This window comes from Ructibacterium gallinarum, from assembly GCF_014982785.1.
GTDB classification, from domain to species: domain Bacteria; phylum Bacillota; class Clostridia; order Monoglobales; family Monoglobaceae; genus Ructibacterium; species Ructibacterium gallinarum.
The window spans coordinates 1-17,389 of the sequence record NZ_JADCKB010000027.1; the positions used below are offsets into that span (position 1 = coordinate 1).

The following is a 17,389-nucleotide window of genomic DNA, read 5'->3' on the forward strand; positions in this document are numbered from 1 at the left end:
TCTATTGAAAATATTTCTACTTGATTTCGTTCTTTCTTGTTTGTTCTTAGCATTTTTATCACCCAACCTTATTTTACCACATAACAAACAAAAAGCCCAGCTTTTGCTGAGCTTTTTCGACAGTCTGCGGGGAAGAATAGATAATACATTCTTCCCCGTTTTTTCATAAAATAATGACCGGAAGGCATTGAGCTTCCGGTCATCCGACCGCACATATTTTCTACGGCGGTAACAGTTTTTCCATGATATCAACTATACGAAATAACAATATTCGGAGTTAACCCGCAAAATGCGCAGAACTTTTGAAACTGATACGGCGTAGAGCTGGATATTTGGAATACGCCTGAATTACACAGTGCGAACGTCTACTGCACGAAGCTTGCTGGCATCCTTGGGATCCGGCTCAGTGTCATAGGTGACCTTCTGGCCTTCTTCCAGAGTTTTGAAACCATCCGCTACGATTGCAGAAAAGTGAACAAAAACATCGTCGCCGCCGTTGTCGTCAGAAATGAAGCCGAAGCCTTTTGCTGGGTTAAACCATTTTACTGTACCGTGATTCATGTTATGGTACCTCCAAATATAATATTTGTATTCCGTGATGAAACAATCATTGTACTAAGTTCGTTTTCTTTTGCATAAAGAAAAATCCCACAATTTTTGTAAACCATAAACCGTGACTTACAAAACTGTGAGTACAAAGAATGATCCTGGATACATAAAATAGTATACCACGGATTGGAAAAAAAATCAAGCTTTTTTTATGAAAATCTTTATTTATTTTAATTAAAACTATAAAAATTGCCTAAAACACTGGTTACTTTTTCATTTAGTTGAAATATTTTTATAAAAATTCAAGGTGAAAGAAATAGGGATTTGGTTGACAAAAACGGGGAAATGTTGTAAAATATCCTCAAATTAAATTGTGTTTAGACAGAGGAGGCGGTAGCATGCGCAAAGGGAGAAGAAGGGGATGGCTCCCGGCGGTGGTGCTGTCTTTTATTTTGAGTATTTTTATATTGGAGAGTCCAGCTTTTGCCTGGAATTTAAAGGACTGGTTTCAGGGAGAACAGTCCCGAGAAACGGCAATCGAGCCTGACCTTAAAATGTATGCACGCTGTGAAGCTATAATGCTGCAGGTCAACGAAAAAAATTTACAGTGTCCAAGAAATACATTTGAAATATGGAAAAATATTTATGATGGGCAGGAGAACACCTTTGCTGGTGATGAAAATGGAACGCAAAAAATAACCCTGGATTTGGGTACGGAAAAAATGTTGGCAGGTGTTCGCTTTTTACCTTCGGCGGAGGAAGATGCAGATCCAAATCGATGTATTGGTATGCGTTTTTTGGTTTCTAAGGATAATAAAACTTTTTTAGAAGCCGCGGTAGCTGAGCCGAAGGATAGCGGTGATTTGACGGCTGGATGGCACGAACTTATGTTCGGCGGCGCTGGGGAATATCGGTATGTACGATTGGAAATTCCTGCCGGCGCAAAGCTTGCAGAGGTGGAGTGGCTGGAATACCCAGAGTGGAATTATACACAGAGTTCAGAAAAAGGAAAAAGCGATCTTCATCTTCGGCTTTATGCATATGATGCGCAGAAAGAGATGGATGCCCGGTTGGTAACTGCTGTTTATAATTACAGTGGGATTATGAAAAACTGTTATTTGAGCGATCAGAAATTTGTGCCAGATACACAAACGGAGATAGATTTATATATACCTGGTCTTGTACATGAACTGGGAGATAGTTATCGGATTACGGTTTGGGAAGAAGACGGGAGCCCTGCGTTGGCACAACCGCTTCAGTATCGGTATTCTGGTGCCACTTCAGATTTTTCCGTTTCAAATTTGTTCTCGGATAATATGATGCTTCAGGCGGATAAACCACTGACGGTTTGGGGAAAAGCTCCTGCGATGAGTACGGTAGAGGTTACGCTGGAAAATGTTATGGGTGGTAAGGTCGCAGTACAGACCCAAACCGGGAATGGTTCCGACTGGGAAGTAGAGCTTGGAAGTTTTTCTCCTGGAGGACAGTATACGCTTACTATTCGTTGTGGTACACAGTTTAAAAAATTCGAAAATATTATCTTTGGGGACGTCTGGCTCTGTGTGGGTCAATCTAATATGGATTATTATATGCTTGGAGGAGAGGATACCGCTGCATACTTGGATTCTGAACAGGGAAAACGCGAAGTAGAAAATTCCAATATCCGGCTCTTGAACCTATGGGATAAAGGAATTGGTGGAGCGGGTGCGCCGGTAAATAGTCTGCCCATTGAAAACGATACTCCTGCTTGGAGCGAAATGAACCGTGATGCTGCTAATTATTGCTCAGCAGTAGGATATTACTTCGCCCAGGGGATTGAGAGAGAATATAATATTCCTGTTGGCATTTTGAGCGCGGCGGTTGGAGATACAGAAATTAACCGCTGGATACCTTTTGGCGAAACTTTTGGAAGCTTTACTTCTACAGATGGAGGATTGTATTTTAATAGGGTTGCTCCTTTTTCCAAATTGCAGATACGTGGTATTTTGATGTATCAGGGAGAAGCAGATCAATATCGGACGCATTTGACGACGGAACAGTATCGTGATGCTATGGCGGGATTGGTAGATTATTACCGGCAGATTTGGGGGGAAGACTTGCCTTTTTATTGGGCACAGCTGACCCGTTATAAAAAGGACGAAAGTATGATTCGCGAAGGACAGCGACTTGCGCTGGCAGAAATTAAAGAGCCGAAAAATGCTGGTATTATTTCTCTAATGGATTTGTACGGCGAATATGAAGGCGGAACGGGAAGCTGCCGGGAAGATATTCATCCGCATCAGAAGAAAGAGGTTGCGGAACGTTTTTTACGGTATGCTAAACGAGATGTATACGGAGAACCGAACATTGCTGTGTCAGGGCCTGTTTATGAATCCATAAAGATTATCGGAGATACGGCGGAATTGACATTTACGTGTACCGGAAACCTTACGGTCTTGCCAAAGGAACGGTATGCGGATAAAACAACGGAAAAGCTGATTGCGCAAAATGGCTTGGATACCAGCGTGCCTCAGGAGTTTGAAATTGCCGGAAGAGACGGCGTTTTTGTTCGAGCATCGGCTGTAATACAGGGAAACAAGGTGCTGGTACATAGTGATCAGGTTCCTGAACCGGTGGCAGTGAGATACGCCTGGGGGGCCTATCCGGAAATGCCAAATCTGACGGATAGCAGTGGATTGCCGGCTCTTGCATTTTGTACTCAGCTTCCGGAAGAGGAGGTAGAAAAAAACTAAATGTTACGTTATATTACGTTTTTCTAACAATTTTTTGAGGCGTGCTTTAAAAAGTTGACAAAAAGCTTTCCTTTGGGTATACTGAAACCAATGAAATCTATTTATTATAGAAAACGGATATAAAAATCCGGGAGGGATTGATGGATGCGTTGTTACTATTGTGGTCACTTGGAAAGTAAAGTGGTGGATTCCCGTTCTACAGAGGATGGCACTGCCATCCGGCGCAGAAGGGAGTGCTTAAACTGCGGTAAGAGATTTACGACCTATGAAAAAATTGAAAGTGCACCGATCATAGTAATTAAAAAAGACGGTTCCAGACAGAGTTTTGACCGTGAAAAATTACAGCGAGGGATTTTAAATTCCTGTGCCAGCCGGCCGGTTTCTCTGCATGCAATCGATAGTATGTTGGATGAAATCGAAGGGGAAATCCATAATTCGTTAGCGAGAGAAGTTTCTTCGCAAAAAATTGGCGAAATGGTGATGGAAAGGCTCCGCAAAATTGATGAAGTGGCCTATGTTCGTTTTGCTTCGGTCTACAAACAGTTTAAGGATATTGAAACCTTTAAGGAAGAACTGGCAAAATTGACCAGCCAGAAAGAGCAGGATGATAAATGAAAAAAGTAGGTGTGTCTGAGCGAAGAACGTTGTTTTTCATGAAAAATCTCTTGACACGACATGCTTTTCATGGTATACTATTAAAGTTAGAATATACTTGTGACAGAAGAGTGAGGCAAGCCTCACTCTTTCTCTTTGCGTAGCGATATAACTGCAGAAGCAGAAAAGGAGAAAGTGTATGGCATATTCAAAAACGGAAAAAAATATACAGCATATAGCTGAACCTGTCATTAAAGCTGCAGGATGCAGCCTTTATGATGTGGAGTATGTAAAGGAAGGCGGAATTTGGTTTCTGCGGATTTATATTGATAATGAGGATGAAAATGTTTCACTGGATACCTGTGAGACGGTGAGCCGTGCTTTGAGTGAAGTGCTGGATCGGGAAGATCCGATTACAGACGCTTATTATTTAGAGGTTTCTTCCCCAGGGATTGAGAGAAAGTTGAAGACGCCAGAGCATTTTATGCGGTATTTGGGGTCTGTGATTGATGTGGGGTTATATCGTGCTGCCAGCGGAGCCAAACAGCTGACAGGTGTTTTAAAGGAATACAAGGATGGTATCCTTGTATTGGAAACAGAAAACGGCAGTATGGAAATCCCGCAGAAGGAAACAACTGTGGTGCATTTGCATTTTGACTTTTAAGCTGAATATTTTGGAAAGGAATGGTCAAAAAAATGAGTTCGGAATTGTTTGAATCTTTGGAATTGATTGAGGAAGAAAAAGGAATCAGCCGTGATGTGATTTTAGATGCGCTGGAGAGTGCATTGATTTCTGCTTATCGGAAGCATTTCGGTGCGGCGCAGGATGTACGGGTGATTTTTGATGAAGAAGGCGGTGGGATTCGGATTATTGCACGGAAAAATGTAGTAGAGACCGTTGCAGACCGCGAAAATGAAATTTCACTGGCTGAGGCAAAAAAAGTAAATGAAAAATATGAAATTGGTGATGTTGCTGAATTTGAAGTTACTCCCAAATCCTTTGGACGAATTGCTGCCCAGACGGCACGGCAGGTGGTCTTTCAGAGAATGCATGAAGCAGAGCGGGAGAAGATGGTAAATGAGTATTCTGAGCGTGAAAATGATATTGCAACCGCTGTAGTGCGGAGAATAGAACGCCGGAACGTCATGCTGGAGATAGAAAATACGGAATCAGTTCTGATGCCGAATGAGCAGGTGCGCAATGACAACTATAAAGTTGGAGAACGGTATAAGGTATTTGTAGTAGAAGTTGCAGATTCTGTGAAAGGTGTTCATTTGGTGGTGTCCCGCTCACATCCCGGTTTGGTGCGCCGGCTTTTGGAGCTGGAGGTTCCGGAAATTGGGGAAGGAATTATTGAAATTAAAGCATTGTCCAGAGAACCCGGATCCCGTAGCAAGATTGCGGTGCATTCCGTGAAGGAAAATGTGGACCCGGTAGGAACCTGTATCGGCCCCAAGGGAATGCGGGTGCAGAATGTTATTTCGGAACTTCGCGGTGAAAAGATTGATATTATCAAATACAGTGATGATCCTGCGGAATATGTAGCAAATGCCTTGAGCCCTGCTGATGTTTTATCTATTGAAGTCGATGAAGAAAACCGGATGTGCCGTGTGGTGGTTCCGGAAAGCCAGCTTTCGCTTGCTATCGGCAGAGAGGGGCAAAATGTCCGACTTGCAGCACGGCTGACCGGCTGGAAAATTGATTTGAGTTCTGCGCCAGATCCCAGAAAAAAAGATGCCGTGGAAGAGCAGACATCTGATAACGTTGTGGAAGAGGAAGTAGAAAAACAAGAGGCGGTTGAAGAATGAAACCAATGCGGATGTGTATGGTGTGCCGAACCCGGCGGGAAAAACAGGAGTTGATCCGAATGACAGCAAACCAAACCGGAGAGGTGGTTTTGGATCTGTCGGGGAAAGCGCCGGGACGCGGAGCGTATTTTTGTAAACAAAAAAAATGCGTACAGCTTGCCAGAAAACGCCGGGCCTTGGAACGTGCTTTTTCACAGCCCATAGAAGCATCTGTTTATGATAAATTGGAAAAAGAGGCGGAGGCATGGCCGAATGAATCGTAAATTAAGTGGAATGCTGGGACTGGCTGTACGTGCCGGGAAAGCGGCTGTGGGAGAGCAAAAGGCAATGGAGGTGGCTCGATCGGGGCGTGCGGAACTGCTGATGCTTGCAAAGGATGCTGCGGCGCATACCGAAAAACGTTTTCAAAATATAAGTGATTTCAGAAAAATCCCTTTGATTTCCGTAGGCGACCGGTTTGCAATGGGTTCTGCAGTGGGCCGTGAAATTGCGGTGGTTCTGGCTATAACAGACATCCATTTTGCAGAACAGATAAAGTTGCTTGCGCAAGCGCAAGAGGGATAATGCGGCGGCCGGGCCGCATGAAGAAAATGGCGGCCTGTTGGGCTGCGGAAGGAGAGTGACGAATATGGAAAAAATTAGAGCCTATGAGCTTTCCAAAGCTTTTGGGATTCCAAGCAAGGAGATTGTTAAAGTCTTGCATGACTACGAGGTGTCGACCAAAAACCATATGAGTGCCTTGTCAGAATATGAACTGGATGTAATCTTTGAATATTATACCCAGAAAAATCAGGTGCCGGATTTTTCGATGTATGAGCCTCAAAAGAAGGAAGAGGTGGAACCGGTCGAACCGGAAATTACGGAAGAAATTCCCATGGAGGAAATTGAGATTGGCCGTAAAGTTCGGATGGTGGATACTCGTGTCAATACGGTAGATCTGGATCGAATCGATGATGAGAAAATCGAAGAATTGATCCCGGAGAATGTTCGGGAAGAAGGCGGCAAAAAGAAGCAGAAGATCAATCAAAAGAAAAAACAGCAGGGTAAGCCGCAGAACGCCAGATCCAAAAATCAGCCAGAAGATCTGATTAAGAAGACGGAAAAGAAGAAAAAGGTAGAAAAACTGCATATTCTGATTCCGGAAACCATTACCGTTGGAGAATTGGCGGAACGGATGAAGAAGCCTGCCGCAGAGGTCATCAAAAAGTTGATGCTGCTGGGAATTATGGCTTCCGTCAATGAAAATCTGGATTTTGATACGGCTTCCTTAATTGCCGAAGAATTGGGATGTACTTTTGAAAAGGAAATTATTCTTACAGATGAAGAAAAGCTGTTTAATGATGTTGAGGATGCACCGGAGAGCTTAAAACCCAGATCACCTGTTGTGGTGGTTATGGGACACGTTGATCACGGAAAGACATCTTTGCTTGACTGCATCCGTAATACCAATGTGACAGAGGGAGAATTTGGCGGAATAACGCAGCATATCGGTGCATACCGTGTTCGGGTGGGTGATAAGAAAATTACCTTCTTAGACACGCCTGGGCATGAAGCCTTTACTGCAATGCGCGCCCGCGGAGCTCTGGTTACGGATATTGCAATTTTGGTGGTGGCGGCAGATGATGGTATTATGCCGCAGACGATTGAAGCAATCAACCACGCCCGTGCCGCAGAGGTATCCATTATTGTTGCCATCAATAAGATCGATAAAGAAGGTGCAAACCCCGATAGAGTCCGTCAGGAATTGACAGAGCACGGTCTCGTCCCGGAAGAATGGGGCGGCGATACCATCTGCGTGGAGGTTTCTGCTAAGAAAGGGACGAACATCGACCAGCTTTTGGAAATGGTTCTGCTGGTGGCAGAGATGAAGGAGTTAAAGGCCAACCCCGACCGGCCGGCAAAGGGAACTGTTATCGAAGCACAACTGGATAAAGGCCGCGGACCGGTTGCGTCTGTTCTGGTACAGAATGGAACCTTACGGGTAGGAGATCTGGTGGTTGCAGGTACGGCTATGGGTCATGTCCGTGCGATGAATGATGACAAGGGCCGAAGCGTGAAAAAGGCCGGTCCGTCCATTCCGGTGGAAATCCTGGGGCTCTCTGAGGTTCCTGAGGGCGGAGACGTCTTTTATGTTGTAGAGGATGAGCGTAAGGCAAGAGCCGTCGTTGAAAATAGGAAATTTAAAGAAAAGCAGGAACGGCAGAAAAAAACTACTACAGTTTCTTTGGATAATTTGTTTGAGCAGATCGAAGCCGGCAAGATGAAAGAGCTGAGCATCATCGTGAAAGCAGATGTACAGGGAAGTGTGGAAGCTGTACGGCAGTCCTTGGAGCGCATTACCAACGATGAGGTGCGTGTGAATATCATTCATGGTGCGGTTGGTGCGGTGACGGAATCGGATGTCATGCTTGCAAGTGCATCCAATGCAATCATTGTTGGCTTTAATGTGCGTCCTACTAATGGAGCTGCAGAGGCGGCTGCGGATGCAGACGTGGATATTCGGCTTTACCGTGTTATTTATGATGCGATTGAGGATATTGAAAAGGCAATGAAGGGTATGCTTGAACCGGTGTTCCGTGAGGCGGTAATTGGGCATGTGGAGATTCGCACCACCTTTAAGGTTTCTGGCGTGGGTACTATCGGTGGTGCCTATGTTCAGGATGGTAAGATTCAGCGCGGCAGCAAGGTAAGAGTTGTTCGTGATGGAATTGTGATTCATGAGGGTGAGCTGGCATCGTTGAAGCGGTTTAAAGATGATGTCAAGGAGGTTACTGCCGGATATGAGTGTGGTTTGAGTATTGACAAGTATAATGATATCAAAGATGGAGATATTATAGAAGCATATGTTATGGAACAGATCGAGGCGTAAAGATCTCACCAAATGGAGGAATTATGGCAAATTACAGTAGAATAGACCGAATTTCAGAAGAAGTGAAGCGTGAACTGAGTGCGGTTATTCGGGATCTCAAAGATCCACGACTGCCGGCTATGGTTTCGGTCGTAAATGTCCGTGTGACAAAGGATTTAAAGTTTGCAAAAGCTTATATTAGCATTATGGGTGATGAAAAGACGGTAAAAGATGGTATGGAAGCTTTAAAAAGCGCTGGTGGGTTTATCCGGCGAGAGATCGGACATCGGCTGAATTTGCGCAATACACCGGAATTTACTTTTGTGGCAGATGATTCGATTGCATATGGTTCGCATATCAACGAAATTTTAAAAGAATTGTAGGCAGAGGGAAAGCGTATGTTTGAAAAAATGATTTCTGCTTTGTGCAATGCGGAGAAAATTGGAATTTTTACCCATACGAATCCGGATGGAGACGCTATGGGCAGTGCATATTCTTTGAAATTGGTGCTGGAAGGAATGGGAAAGCAGGCGGCTGTCTTTTTGCAGTCCCATCCCGACAGTGCAGCACTGCATCTGATTTTTAAAGGTGCGGACAGCGCTTTGGATAAAAGCGAATGTGATCTGCTGGTTGCCCTGGATTGCGGTGATTCCAAGCGCTTGGGGGAGGATGAGGCTTTTTTCCTGTCCCATGCCAATACGGTGGCCATGGATCACCATGTTACACATCAGCCTTTTGCCAAGGAAACGGTTGTTGAGGGAATTTCTTCTACCTGCGAGCTGATGCTGGGGCTGTATCGTGCCATGCAGGTACCCTTGTCCGGCACCGTTGCACGTAATTTGTATATTGGTATGGTGAGCGACACCGGAAATTTTAAGTACGAAGGTCTGACTGCGGATACCTTTCGTGCGGCGGCCGCGCTGGTCGAAGCTGGTGTGGATTTTGCGGAAATATCCAAAAAATTGTTTGATACCAAAACCATGGAATATTATCATCTAATGCGAATTGCTTTGGATCGGCTGTCTCTTTATCAAGACGGGAAAATAGCTGCACTTTACCTTTCGGAAGAAGATTTTCAAAAAGCAGGCATCGAGGAATCGCAGGCGCCGGGAATCGTTACTTTGCCTGTCAGCATAGAGGGTGTTGAGGCAGGTATCTACCTTCGAAGGAGAGGCAGTGAATACAAGGTTAGTCTACGATCGGCTGGCAAGGTTGATGTGGCGGCTGTGGCTGCTGTAATGGGCGGCGGCGGACATGTGCGTGCCAGTGGATATTCTGTATTTCAGACCTTGGATCCGCAGGATATTATAGAAGATGCCATCGAGCAGCTTCAAAAGCAGCTGTAAATGGACAAAATAAAATAAGAGGGAAAAAGAGAATGAATGGTATCATCAATGTAAATAAGCCAATAGGGTTTACCTCTCATGATGTGGTAGCACGGCTGCGAAAAATTTTAAATATCAGGAAAATCGGCCATACAGGGACATTGGATCCTGACGCCACCGGTGTTTTGCCGGTGTGTGTAGGACAGGCTACCAAAGCGGTGGAACTTCTTTCTGCCAAAGATAAACAGTATGAGGCCCAGGTGCGCTTAGGCGCCGAGACAGATACGCAGGATGCTTCCGGCCGTATTATTTGCAGCAGCGATGCTGCTGTGACGGAAGAAGAAGTCTTTCGTATCGTCCGAAGCTTTGTAGGAGAAGGAAGCCAGATCCCTCCCATGTATTCGGCAATCAAGCAGAATGGAAAAAAGCTTTACGAATTGGCACGGGCAGGGGTAGAGGTGGAGCGCCAGCCCCGGAAAATTTATATCCATAGGATTGAAGTGCTTTCCATGGACTTGGAAAACCGCTCCTTTTCCATTTTGGTGGATTGCTCAAAGGGAACCTATATTCGCACCCTTTGTCAGGATATTGGACGAAAACTGGGATGTTTTGCGCATATGTCAGCGCTTTGCCGGACTCGTTCCGGACAGTTTGATCTAAAAAATGCACTGACGCTGGAACAGATAGAAGATGCGGTGCAGCATGGAGACAGTTCCTTTTTTATTCCTGTTGACCGGGTGTTTTCTGATATGCCAGCTTTATATTTATCCGAGCGAAAAGCGGAAAAAATGTGCCATGGCGTTCAGGTTTCGACGCCAGGGATGAATGACGGTGTGCTTTACCGGGTTTACAATGAAAAAGGAAAATTCTTATCGGTTTCCCGTGCGGAAAACGGTGTGTTAAAACTTGTGAAAACTTTCTTTGGAACGGAAAATTAAAAAACGGGAGTGTGAAAGCAGTGCGGGTCTATACGCAGGAGGATCCCAGAAAGGATTTGCAGCATGAGAATTGGCAGAAGCGGGGAACCGCTGTAGCACTTGGAAGCTTTGATGCAGTACATATCGGGCATCAGATGTTGATCCGTCAGGTTGTGGAATATGCCAAAAAAATGGATTTGACTTCGGTGGTGTATTTGTTTCGCAATCAGCCCCGAAGCGTTTTGGGCGGTGTTCCTGTCCCGGCGGTAAACACCTTTGAAGGCCGGATTCAAATTTTGAAAGAATTGGGTGTAGATGTGGTGATCGCACAGTGGTTTACGCCTGAATTTGCTGCAATTTCTGCGGAAACCTTTGTTTTGGATTATTTAAAAAACTGGCTGCATGCTAAGTATGTTGCGGCGGGGTTCAATTATCATTTCGGCTGCAGGGGAGAGGGCGATATTCATACACTGTGTGCGCTTTGCAGACGGGAAGGAATTCGGATTGATGAGATTCCCTGTGTTGCGTTGGAAGGATATCCGGTTTCCAGCACCCGTGTCCGCAGTTTGATTCAGGACGGGAAAATGGAGGAGGCGGCGGCCTGCCTGGGCCGGCCGTTTTCTTTAAGCGGGACGGTGATCGATGGAAATCAGCTGGGGCGTACTATGGGATTTCCCACCGCCAATATTGCCATGCCGGAAGGCGTTGTTTTGCCGCATTACGGTGTTTATGTCAGCAGGACCATGGCAGAAGGCAAGTGGTATCGTTCGATTACCAATGTGGGGGATAAACCTACGGTAAAAAAGAACAGCTTATGTATTGAATCGCATTTACTGGCGTTTTCCGGGGATATTTACGGAAAACCCATTGAGATTCAGTTTTATTATTACATTCGCGGTATAACAAAATTTGAGAATCTGGATCAGCTGAAGCGACAGCTGGAATCGGACAAGAAAACTGCGCAGATGTTTTTCGGAAAAGAAACGCAGCGTTTTTCTTTGCATGTTGGACCGAACAGTGAGAGAAAATAGAGCATATCCCCTCTGGCAGAGTTTTTTGAGAGAGGATATGCTCTTTTTGTTTTGTGTTTTATTTGTCAGGTTTCCTTGGCAAGTTCGGTAACCGGCATTTTTAACTCCACTTTGGTTCCTCCTGCGGAGCCTTTTTTTAAAGTCAATCCGTATTCTTTGCCGAAAATCAGCTGTATCCTTTGATGGGTGTTGGTCAGACCCAAATGCTCGGATTCCCGGATGGTGCTGTCGCCTAAATATTTTTGATATTCATGAAGCTGAGCATCGGGAATGCCAGCACCGTCATCTTCTATTGTAAGATATAGCAGTTCTTTGGTCCGTTTTGAGGAGATCCAAATATTTCCCGGCCGTTTTGCGGGTAAAATACCATGCAAAATGGCATTTTCCACAATCGGCTGCAAAATCAGTTTAATAACCCGGCATTTGGCAGTATTTTCGGCAATATCCCAGTGGATCATAAACTGATCGCAGTATTTGATGTTTTGAATTTTTAAATATTTTTCCGTCAGTTCTATTTCCTGTTCTAAAGGCACCAGAATGGTTTTGGTATCCAGCATATAGTGCAGCAGATCTGCAAGAAGTGCGACGATTTGCGTAATTTTGTTATCCTCTTTAAATGTACCGATTGTCATGAGATTGACAGCCTGGAGCGTATTGAAAAGAAAATGAGGATTCATCTGCGTTTGCAGCGCTATGGATTGACTTTTTTTCAGTTTTTCCAGCTGTTCCATTAATTTTTTTTCAAATTCTTTGTTTTTATCTGTAATTTTCGCAATGTTATCTGTGATATAAGTAAACTCATTATAATCGCTGGCACCGGAACTGCTGTCTGCACCGGGTTCCGCTGTGTCCGGAAATTGCACCGCCTGAATCAGCCGGATAAGCGATTGATAAAATTTTGTGGTAATTAGAAAAGAAAGAATCAAACTGCCTAAAACTGAAATAACAATAAATAAAAGTGCGGAGAGTCCCAGCATGGAAGAGGCCTTCCCGGAAGAAACCGGGGTGTATAAATAGCATTGACGGCGGTTATTGGTGTCGGACAGGCAGGAAATATAACTGCCGTTTTGCCGGCAGAACGAAAAAGAGGTATTTCCTTGTACTTTGGCTGCGGGGAGATATGTATCTGCAAACATTTTTCCTATATAATCAACCGAAGAGGAAAAAAGTACCTGTCCGTTTTCATCAACCAGAAGCAGGGTTTCATCAGTTTCAATTGGTGCAATCAAATTGGTCAGTTCCTGAAGGCTTAGGTTGATAATAAAAAGCCCAGCCAGCTGGTCGTGAATATAAATGGGTGAACGAACGGTGAGAACAGAGACAGAAGCGGCGCCCCCAAACGCAGGTACTTCACGGTTCCAGATGCCGATTTCAGAAACCTTGCTGTCGTTTTTTTGCTCCAGGAATCCTGGGTCATAGAACATGGGAAAGAAGGCGCTGTTTTTGCTTGCATGGCAGTAATTTGTTGCATAATTATAAACATACACGGACTGGAGATAGGGATGTGTGGAAACCGTCTCCGCAAGCGAGAAAGCAAAGCTTTGGAGATCTTCCATGGGAGACGTACCTGTCTCGTTTGACAGAACCCGTAGGACGGTAGGATTGCCTGTGATGGACCGGCGTAAATTATCTACTTCCTGAAAAACCAGGTTTGCGGCGTTCATGCTTTGGGCAAGGGTTTGCAAATGTGAAGAGGCGGTATCTTTTTCGTTAATTTGGCTGTAAATAAAAAATACACATACATTGATAAGCAGAATAGGGACAATAATGATACATAGAATTAACCGTACATATTTAAAGAAGACACTTTGAAATCTAAAATTTTTGATATAGGTCCATGCCCGGGGGAACATAAGATTCACTCCTTTTGCTGTGCGCGGTATTCTGTAGGCGTATAGCCCGTATACAATTTAAACAGCCGGTAAAAATGCTGGACATTGTGATATCCCACACGGCTGCATATTTCATAAACTTTGATATCCGGCTGCCGCAGCAATTCTGCGGCTTTTTCCATGCGGATCCGGGTTAGATAGTCGATAAATTTTTCTCCTGTTTTTTGTTTGAAAAAGCGGCTCAAATAAATGGGATTCAGTGCCACAAACCCGGCGACCTCTTTTAGCGTAATATCTTTGGCGTAATTTTCACGGATATAGCGCTGGGCCTTTTCGATCAGATGTTCATAGCCGTCAGGGCCAAGACCGTCACGAAATTGCTGTGCCGTTTCACGGACAAAAATACTCAGCTGACGATGTATTTCCTTTGCGTCATCTGTATTCAGCAAAGGATAGGAAATGGATTTGTCAGCGGCGAAGGAGCGGACAGACTGCAGCAGTGTCCGTGCGATATCCTGGGCTTTTTGCAGAGTGATTTCAGTCGGCTGGAACAAAAGGTCAAAGGCCTGGCAGGCTGCTTCGGTTTTTCCCGTATGAATGAGTGAAAGCAGTGTTTCCATAGAGTTTTTTGTATATTCCGGGTCAATGGCCGCCAAATGTTCGTAATCTTCAGCCAGGGCAAACAAATCTGCATATTGCGGGGTTGTGCGGATATTACAGCGCAGTCCCAAAATTTCACAATATTGCTGAGCTCGCTCGGTCAAATCAGGAAGTGCACCGTTTTCAGAAAAAAGCAAAAAGGAGGCGGCCTGCTTCTCGGCAAACAGAGGATAACACAGATAGCCGCAGTCAGCCGGAATCAAAAAGTGCCAAAGACTTTGGTAAAATCTCTCCCGTCCGTGCTTCCATTTTTTATCTAAAAAATCGTCAAATTCAGCAAATTCCGCACGCACATAAAAACAGGGAAAATCCAGAATCCGGACGGGAAGCCTTGCGGACAAGCATTTTTCTTCAGCTTGGGCACGACTGGAAACTGCTTTAAGAAGAATCTCATGCAGACAGGTGCGTTGTATGAGGCTTTCCAGTTCCTGGGCATCATATGCCGGCTGGCGTTTATCCAGAGATGCCTTTAGATCGGTAAATGTTTCATAGAGTGCTTGATATGTAATCGGCTTGGTCAAATAGGCGCAAACGTTATTCCGAATGGCCGCCTGGGCGTAATCAAAGCTGCGGTATCCCGACATGATTATGACAGAAATGTCTGGATAGTTCCTGTTGATATATTCTGCAAGATCAATGCCGGATGGCCCGCCGGGCATTTTGATATCGGTTAAAATTGCATCTACTGCGTTTTCGGTAATAAAATCAAGAGCCTTTTGTGCATCCGTAAATGTGCCGGAAATGTGAAAACCCAGAGCTTCCCAATCCAGAACGTGCACCATTTGCCGGCAAAAAAGCAGTTCGTCATCGACAATGAGTAGATTATACATACAAATTCCTCCCGAGAATGTTAAAACCAAAAACTGATAAAAAAGATTGTCTGCATTTTTTAGATAGCCATACGATCTGCGGACGTTTGCGCTATGAAAAATGAATTTCTCTTTCGATTATATACAAATCATGTTAAAATTGCAATACAAATTCTTCGGAAAGGGCAAATCCGTTTATTTTTGCACACCAAAAGTATAAAATAACATATTTACAAGGGAATGAAAAATAAATTATAATATTTTATGCAAAGTATACAAAATAATAAATGGGCGGGAGAGATCAGCTATGAAAACAGCCAAACTGTCAAAAGGCGGCGCGGCACACAGGCGCTTGCGCATTTTACACAACACCAATCATTTGCAGCTTTACTTAATGTGTGTGATTCCGCTGGGATTATTCTTTGTTTTTTCTTATCTGCCTATGTTTGGGATCGTGATTGCTTTTAAAGATTATCGGTTTGACAAGGGAATTTTCGGCAGCGAATGGGTTGGCTTTAAAAATTTTGAGTTTTTTATAAAGTCCAATGATTTTTTGCGCCTGGTGCGCAACACACTTGGAATGAATTCCATTTTTATTGTAACAGGCTTGATTGCTTCTATTACAGTCGCACTGCTGCTCAATGAAGTGCGAAAACGTGTTTTTGTAAAGGTCTATCAAACCGTTTTGATTGTTCCGTATTTTTTGTCCTGGGTCGTGGTCGGCTATATGGTATACGCATTTTTGAATCCGGAATATGGATTTATCAATTCAGTGCTCCGGCGGATGGGCGGAGAAGCGGTATCGTGGTATACAGAAGCGAGATATTGGCCGTTTATTTTGACATTGGCTTCTGTATGGAAACGGGTCGGCATGGATTCGGTCATATATTTTGCGGCACTGACCGCAATCGATCAAACTTATTATGAAGCCGCCAGAATTGACGGAGCCAATAAATGGCAGTGTATGTGGCACATCACTTTGCCTGGAATCCGTCCTGTGGCGATTACGCTGACAATTTTAGCCATTGGAAATATTTTTCGTGCAGATTTTGGGCTATTTTATCAGGTCACAAGGGACGTGGGTTCTCTGTATTCCACCACGGACGTTATGGACACGTATGTATACAGAGTGATGAGAAGTTTGGGAGATATGTCTTTATCCTCTGCGGCTGGTTTGCTGCAGTCGATGGTAGGGCTTGTTATGGTACTGCTGACCAATCTGGCAGTCAGAAAAATTGAACCGGATAGCGCCATATTCTGAGGAAGGAGGAAGAAAATGCAAAAAAATAGTACAATGACTTCTGCTGCGGTTCCTGTCAAAGATTCAAAAAAGCCTGTCTTTGCATCAGTAAAGCATGAGAAGAAAAAAAGACAGCTGGGGCTGCATCTTTTGTTTATGGTGTTATGTATTCTGTTTATTGTGCCTTTTTTGCTTGTTTTGTCCATTTCTTTTTCGAACGAACGGGACATTATTATGACAGGATATTCCTTTATCCCTAAACATTTTGACCTTGCGGCATACCAATATGTTTTTCAGAATCCGCAGTCAGTGCTCAATGCTTATAAGGTAACGGCTTTTAATACAGTGGTTGCAACTGCTTTGAGCGTCTTTATTATGAGCATGGTTGCATATCCTTTGAGCAAGAAAAGACTGAAAGGCAGGGTGGCGATCAATTTCTTTATTTTCTTTACTATGCTGTTTAATGGAGGAATGGTGCCCACTTATATTGTAATTACACAATACCTTCATCTTGATAACAAAATTTGGGTATATATTTTACCGTATTTAGTAAACGCATGGCATATTTTTTTGCTTCGGTCTTTTTTCTCTACACTGCCTGAGGAAATCTTTGAATCGGCTTTGATGGACGGGGCAAGTGAATTTCGGATTTTTTTGTCCTTTGTCCTTCCGCTTTCCAAGCCAGGGCTTGCGACCGTCACTTTGTTTTGCGCTCTGGAGCGGTGGAATGACTGGATGACTTCTATGCTTTATGTCAGCAAGGAAAATTTGATCACTTTGCAATATATGCTGCAAAGAATATTGATTAATATCCAGTTTTTGCAGGAGCATTCCAATAACGCCGCTGCGGCAAAACTTGCGTCAGAAATTCCGTCGGAAACTGTGCGGATGGCGTTGGCAGTGGTGGCTGCGGGACCCATGCTGCTGGTGTTTCCGTTTTTCCAGAAGTATTTTGTAAAGGGACTCACCATTGGAGCGGTGAAAGGGTAGAAAATGTTTTTCGGGTAATTATTTTGAATTTCATATAAAAAAGGAGGAGTTGT

General features: G+C 44.1%; 16 protein-coding genes. 13 read left to right on the plus strand and 3 right to left on the minus strand.

The features are described from left to right. Positions 1-348 precede the first annotated feature (348 nt). A complete protein-coding gene (locus INF28_RS10730; protein ID WP_226393459.1) occupies positions 349-561 on the minus strand; it encodes a cold-shock protein in 213 nt (70 codons plus the stop codon). Between the two features lie 386 nt (positions 562-947). Between INF28_RS10730 and INF28_RS10735 the strand changes: the two genes are divergently transcribed. The 11 genes from INF28_RS10735 (at position 948) to INF28_RS10785 (ending at position 11,805) form a co-directional block, all read left to right on the plus strand. After that, a complete protein-coding gene (locus INF28_RS10735; RefSeq protein WP_226393460.1) occupies positions 948-3,281 on the plus strand; it encodes a sialate O-acetylesterase in 2,334 nt (777 codons plus the stop codon). A gap of 144 nt (positions 3,282-3,425) precedes the next feature. Then, complete coding sequence (gene nrdR, locus INF28_RS10740; RefSeq protein ID WP_226393461.1) at positions 3,426-3,896, plus strand: transcriptional regulator NrdR; 471 nt, start codon at positions 3,426-3,428, stop codon at positions 3,894-3,896. Positions 3,897-4,074: 178 nt separating this feature from the next. Next, entirely contained in the window at positions 4,075-4,539 is a 465-nt protein-coding gene (locus INF28_RS10745; RefSeq protein WP_226393462.1) for a ribosome maturation factor RimP, read from the plus strand. 32 nt (positions 4,540-4,571) lie between these two features. Next, on the plus strand, positions 4,572-5,684 hold the full coding sequence (gene nusA, locus INF28_RS10750; protein WP_226393463.1) for a transcription termination factor NusA: 1,113 nt from the start codon (positions 4,572-4,574) through the stop codon (positions 5,682-5,684). Beyond that, complete coding sequence (gene rnpM / locus INF28_RS10755; RefSeq protein ID WP_226393464.1) at positions 5,681-5,947, plus strand: RNase P modulator RnpM; 267 nt, start codon at positions 5,681-5,683, stop codon at positions 5,945-5,947. Before nusA ends, rnpM begins: the two co-directional genes overlap by 4 nt. Beyond that, positions 5,937-6,248, plus strand: a complete 312-nt coding sequence (locus INF28_RS10760; RefSeq protein WP_226393465.1) for a L7Ae/L30e/S12e/Gadd45 family ribosomal protein — start codon at positions 5,937-5,939, stop codon at positions 6,246-6,248. Before rnpM ends, INF28_RS10760 begins: the two co-directional genes overlap by 11 nt. Positions 6,249-6,312: 64 nt before the next feature. Further along, positions 6,313-8,553, plus strand: coding sequence for a translation initiation factor IF-2 (gene infB / locus INF28_RS10765; RefSeq protein ID WP_226393466.1), 2,241 nt, complete (start codon positions 6,313-6,315; stop codon positions 8,551-8,553). Between the two features lie 23 nt (positions 8,554-8,576). Next, on the plus strand, positions 8,577-8,915 hold the full coding sequence (rbfA, locus tag INF28_RS10770) for a 30S ribosome-binding factor RbfA (protein WP_226393467.1): 339 nt from the start codon (positions 8,577-8,579) through the stop codon (positions 8,913-8,915). Positions 8,916-8,930: 15 nt separating this feature from the next. After that, positions 8,931-9,878, plus strand: a complete 948-nt coding sequence (locus INF28_RS10775) for a DHH family phosphoesterase (RefSeq protein WP_226393468.1) — start codon at positions 8,931-8,933, stop codon at positions 9,876-9,878. Between the two features lie 32 nt (positions 9,879-9,910). Beyond that, a complete protein-coding gene (truB, locus tag INF28_RS10780; protein ID WP_226393469.1) occupies positions 9,911-10,795 on the plus strand; it encodes a tRNA pseudouridine(55) synthase TruB in 885 nt (294 codons plus the stop codon). 11 nt (positions 10,796-10,806) lie between these two features. Beyond that, on the plus strand, positions 10,807-11,805 hold the full coding sequence (locus INF28_RS10785) for a bifunctional riboflavin kinase/FAD synthetase (RefSeq protein WP_226393470.1): 999 nt from the start codon (positions 10,807-10,809) through the stop codon (positions 11,803-11,805). Between the two features lie 65 nt (positions 11,806-11,870). Here INF28_RS10785 and INF28_RS10790 read toward each other — a convergent pair whose 3' ends face one another. Then, entirely contained in the window at positions 11,871-13,658 is a 1,788-nt protein-coding gene (locus INF28_RS10790) for a sensor histidine kinase (RefSeq protein ID WP_226393471.1), read from the minus strand. A gap of 5 nt (positions 13,659-13,663) precedes the next feature. Further along, entirely contained in the window at positions 13,664-15,127 is a 1,464-nt protein-coding gene (locus INF28_RS10795) for a helix-turn-helix domain-containing protein (protein WP_226393472.1), read from the minus strand. Positions 15,128-15,413: 286 nt separating this feature from the next. On the opposite strand from INF28_RS10795, the gene INF28_RS10800 reads away from it, so the two are divergent. Both INF28_RS10800 and INF28_RS10805 read left to right on the plus strand, forming a co-directional pair. After that, positions 15,414-16,367, plus strand: coding sequence for an ABC transporter permease (locus tag INF28_RS10800; protein ID WP_226393473.1), 954 nt, complete (start codon positions 15,414-15,416; stop codon positions 16,365-16,367). 15 nt (positions 16,368-16,382) lie between these two features. Further along, positions 16,383-17,336, plus strand: a complete 954-nt coding sequence (locus INF28_RS10805) for a carbohydrate ABC transporter permease (RefSeq protein WP_226393474.1) — start codon at positions 16,383-16,385, stop codon at positions 17,334-17,336. Positions 17,337-17,389: the final 53 nt, after the last annotated feature.

Bases quoted from the DNA above. Each gene is read 5' to 3' on its own strand.
- INF28_RS10735 (WP_226393460.1), top strand. From the start codon at position 948: ATGCGCAAAGGGAGAAGAAGGGGATGGCTCCCGGCGGTGGTGCTGTCT.
- INF28_RS10775 (WP_226393468.1), top strand. From the start codon at position 8,931: ATGTTTGAAAAAATGATTTCTGCTTTGTGCAATGCGGAGAAAATTGGA.
- INF28_RS10760 (WP_226393465.1), top strand. From the start codon at position 5,937: ATGAATCGTAAATTAAGTGGAATGCTGGGACTGGCTGTACGTGCCGGG.
- INF28_RS10805 (WP_226393474.1), top strand. From the start codon at position 16,383: ATGCAAAAAAATAGTACAATGACTTCTGCTGCGGTTCCTGTCAAAGAT.
- INF28_RS10790 (WP_226393471.1), bottom strand. From the start codon at position 13,658: ATGTTCCCCCGGGCATGGACCTATATCAAAAATTTTAGATTTCAAAGT.
- INF28_RS10730 (WP_226393459.1), bottom strand. From the start codon at position 561: ATGAATCACGGTACAGTAAAATGGTTTAACCCAGCAAAAGGCTTCGGC.
- INF28_RS10800 (WP_226393473.1), top strand. From the start codon at position 15,414: ATGAAAACAGCCAAACTGTCAAAAGGCGGCGCGGCACACAGGCGCTTG.
- INF28_RS10745 (WP_226393462.1), top strand. From the start codon at position 4,075: ATGGCATATTCAAAAACGGAAAAAAATATACAGCATATAGCTGAACCT.
- rnpM (WP_226393464.1), top strand. From the start codon at position 5,681: ATGAAACCAATGCGGATGTGTATGGTGTGCCGAACCCGGCGGGAAAAA.
- infB (WP_226393466.1), top strand. From the start codon at position 6,313: ATGGAAAAAATTAGAGCCTATGAGCTTTCCAAAGCTTTTGGGATTCCA.
- rbfA (WP_226393467.1), top strand. From the start codon at position 8,577: ATGGCAAATTACAGTAGAATAGACCGAATTTCAGAAGAAGTGAAGCGT.
- nrdR (WP_226393461.1), top strand. From the start codon at position 3,426: ATGCGTTGTTACTATTGTGGTCACTTGGAAAGTAAAGTGGTGGATTCC.
- nusA (WP_226393463.1), top strand. From the start codon at position 4,572: ATGAGTTCGGAATTGTTTGAATCTTTGGAATTGATTGAGGAAGAAAAA.
- truB (WP_226393469.1), top strand. From the start codon at position 9,911: ATGAATGGTATCATCAATGTAAATAAGCCAATAGGGTTTACCTCTCAT.
- INF28_RS10795 (WP_226393472.1), bottom strand. From the start codon at position 15,127: ATGTATAATCTACTCATTGTCGATGACGAACTGCTTTTTTGCCGGCAA.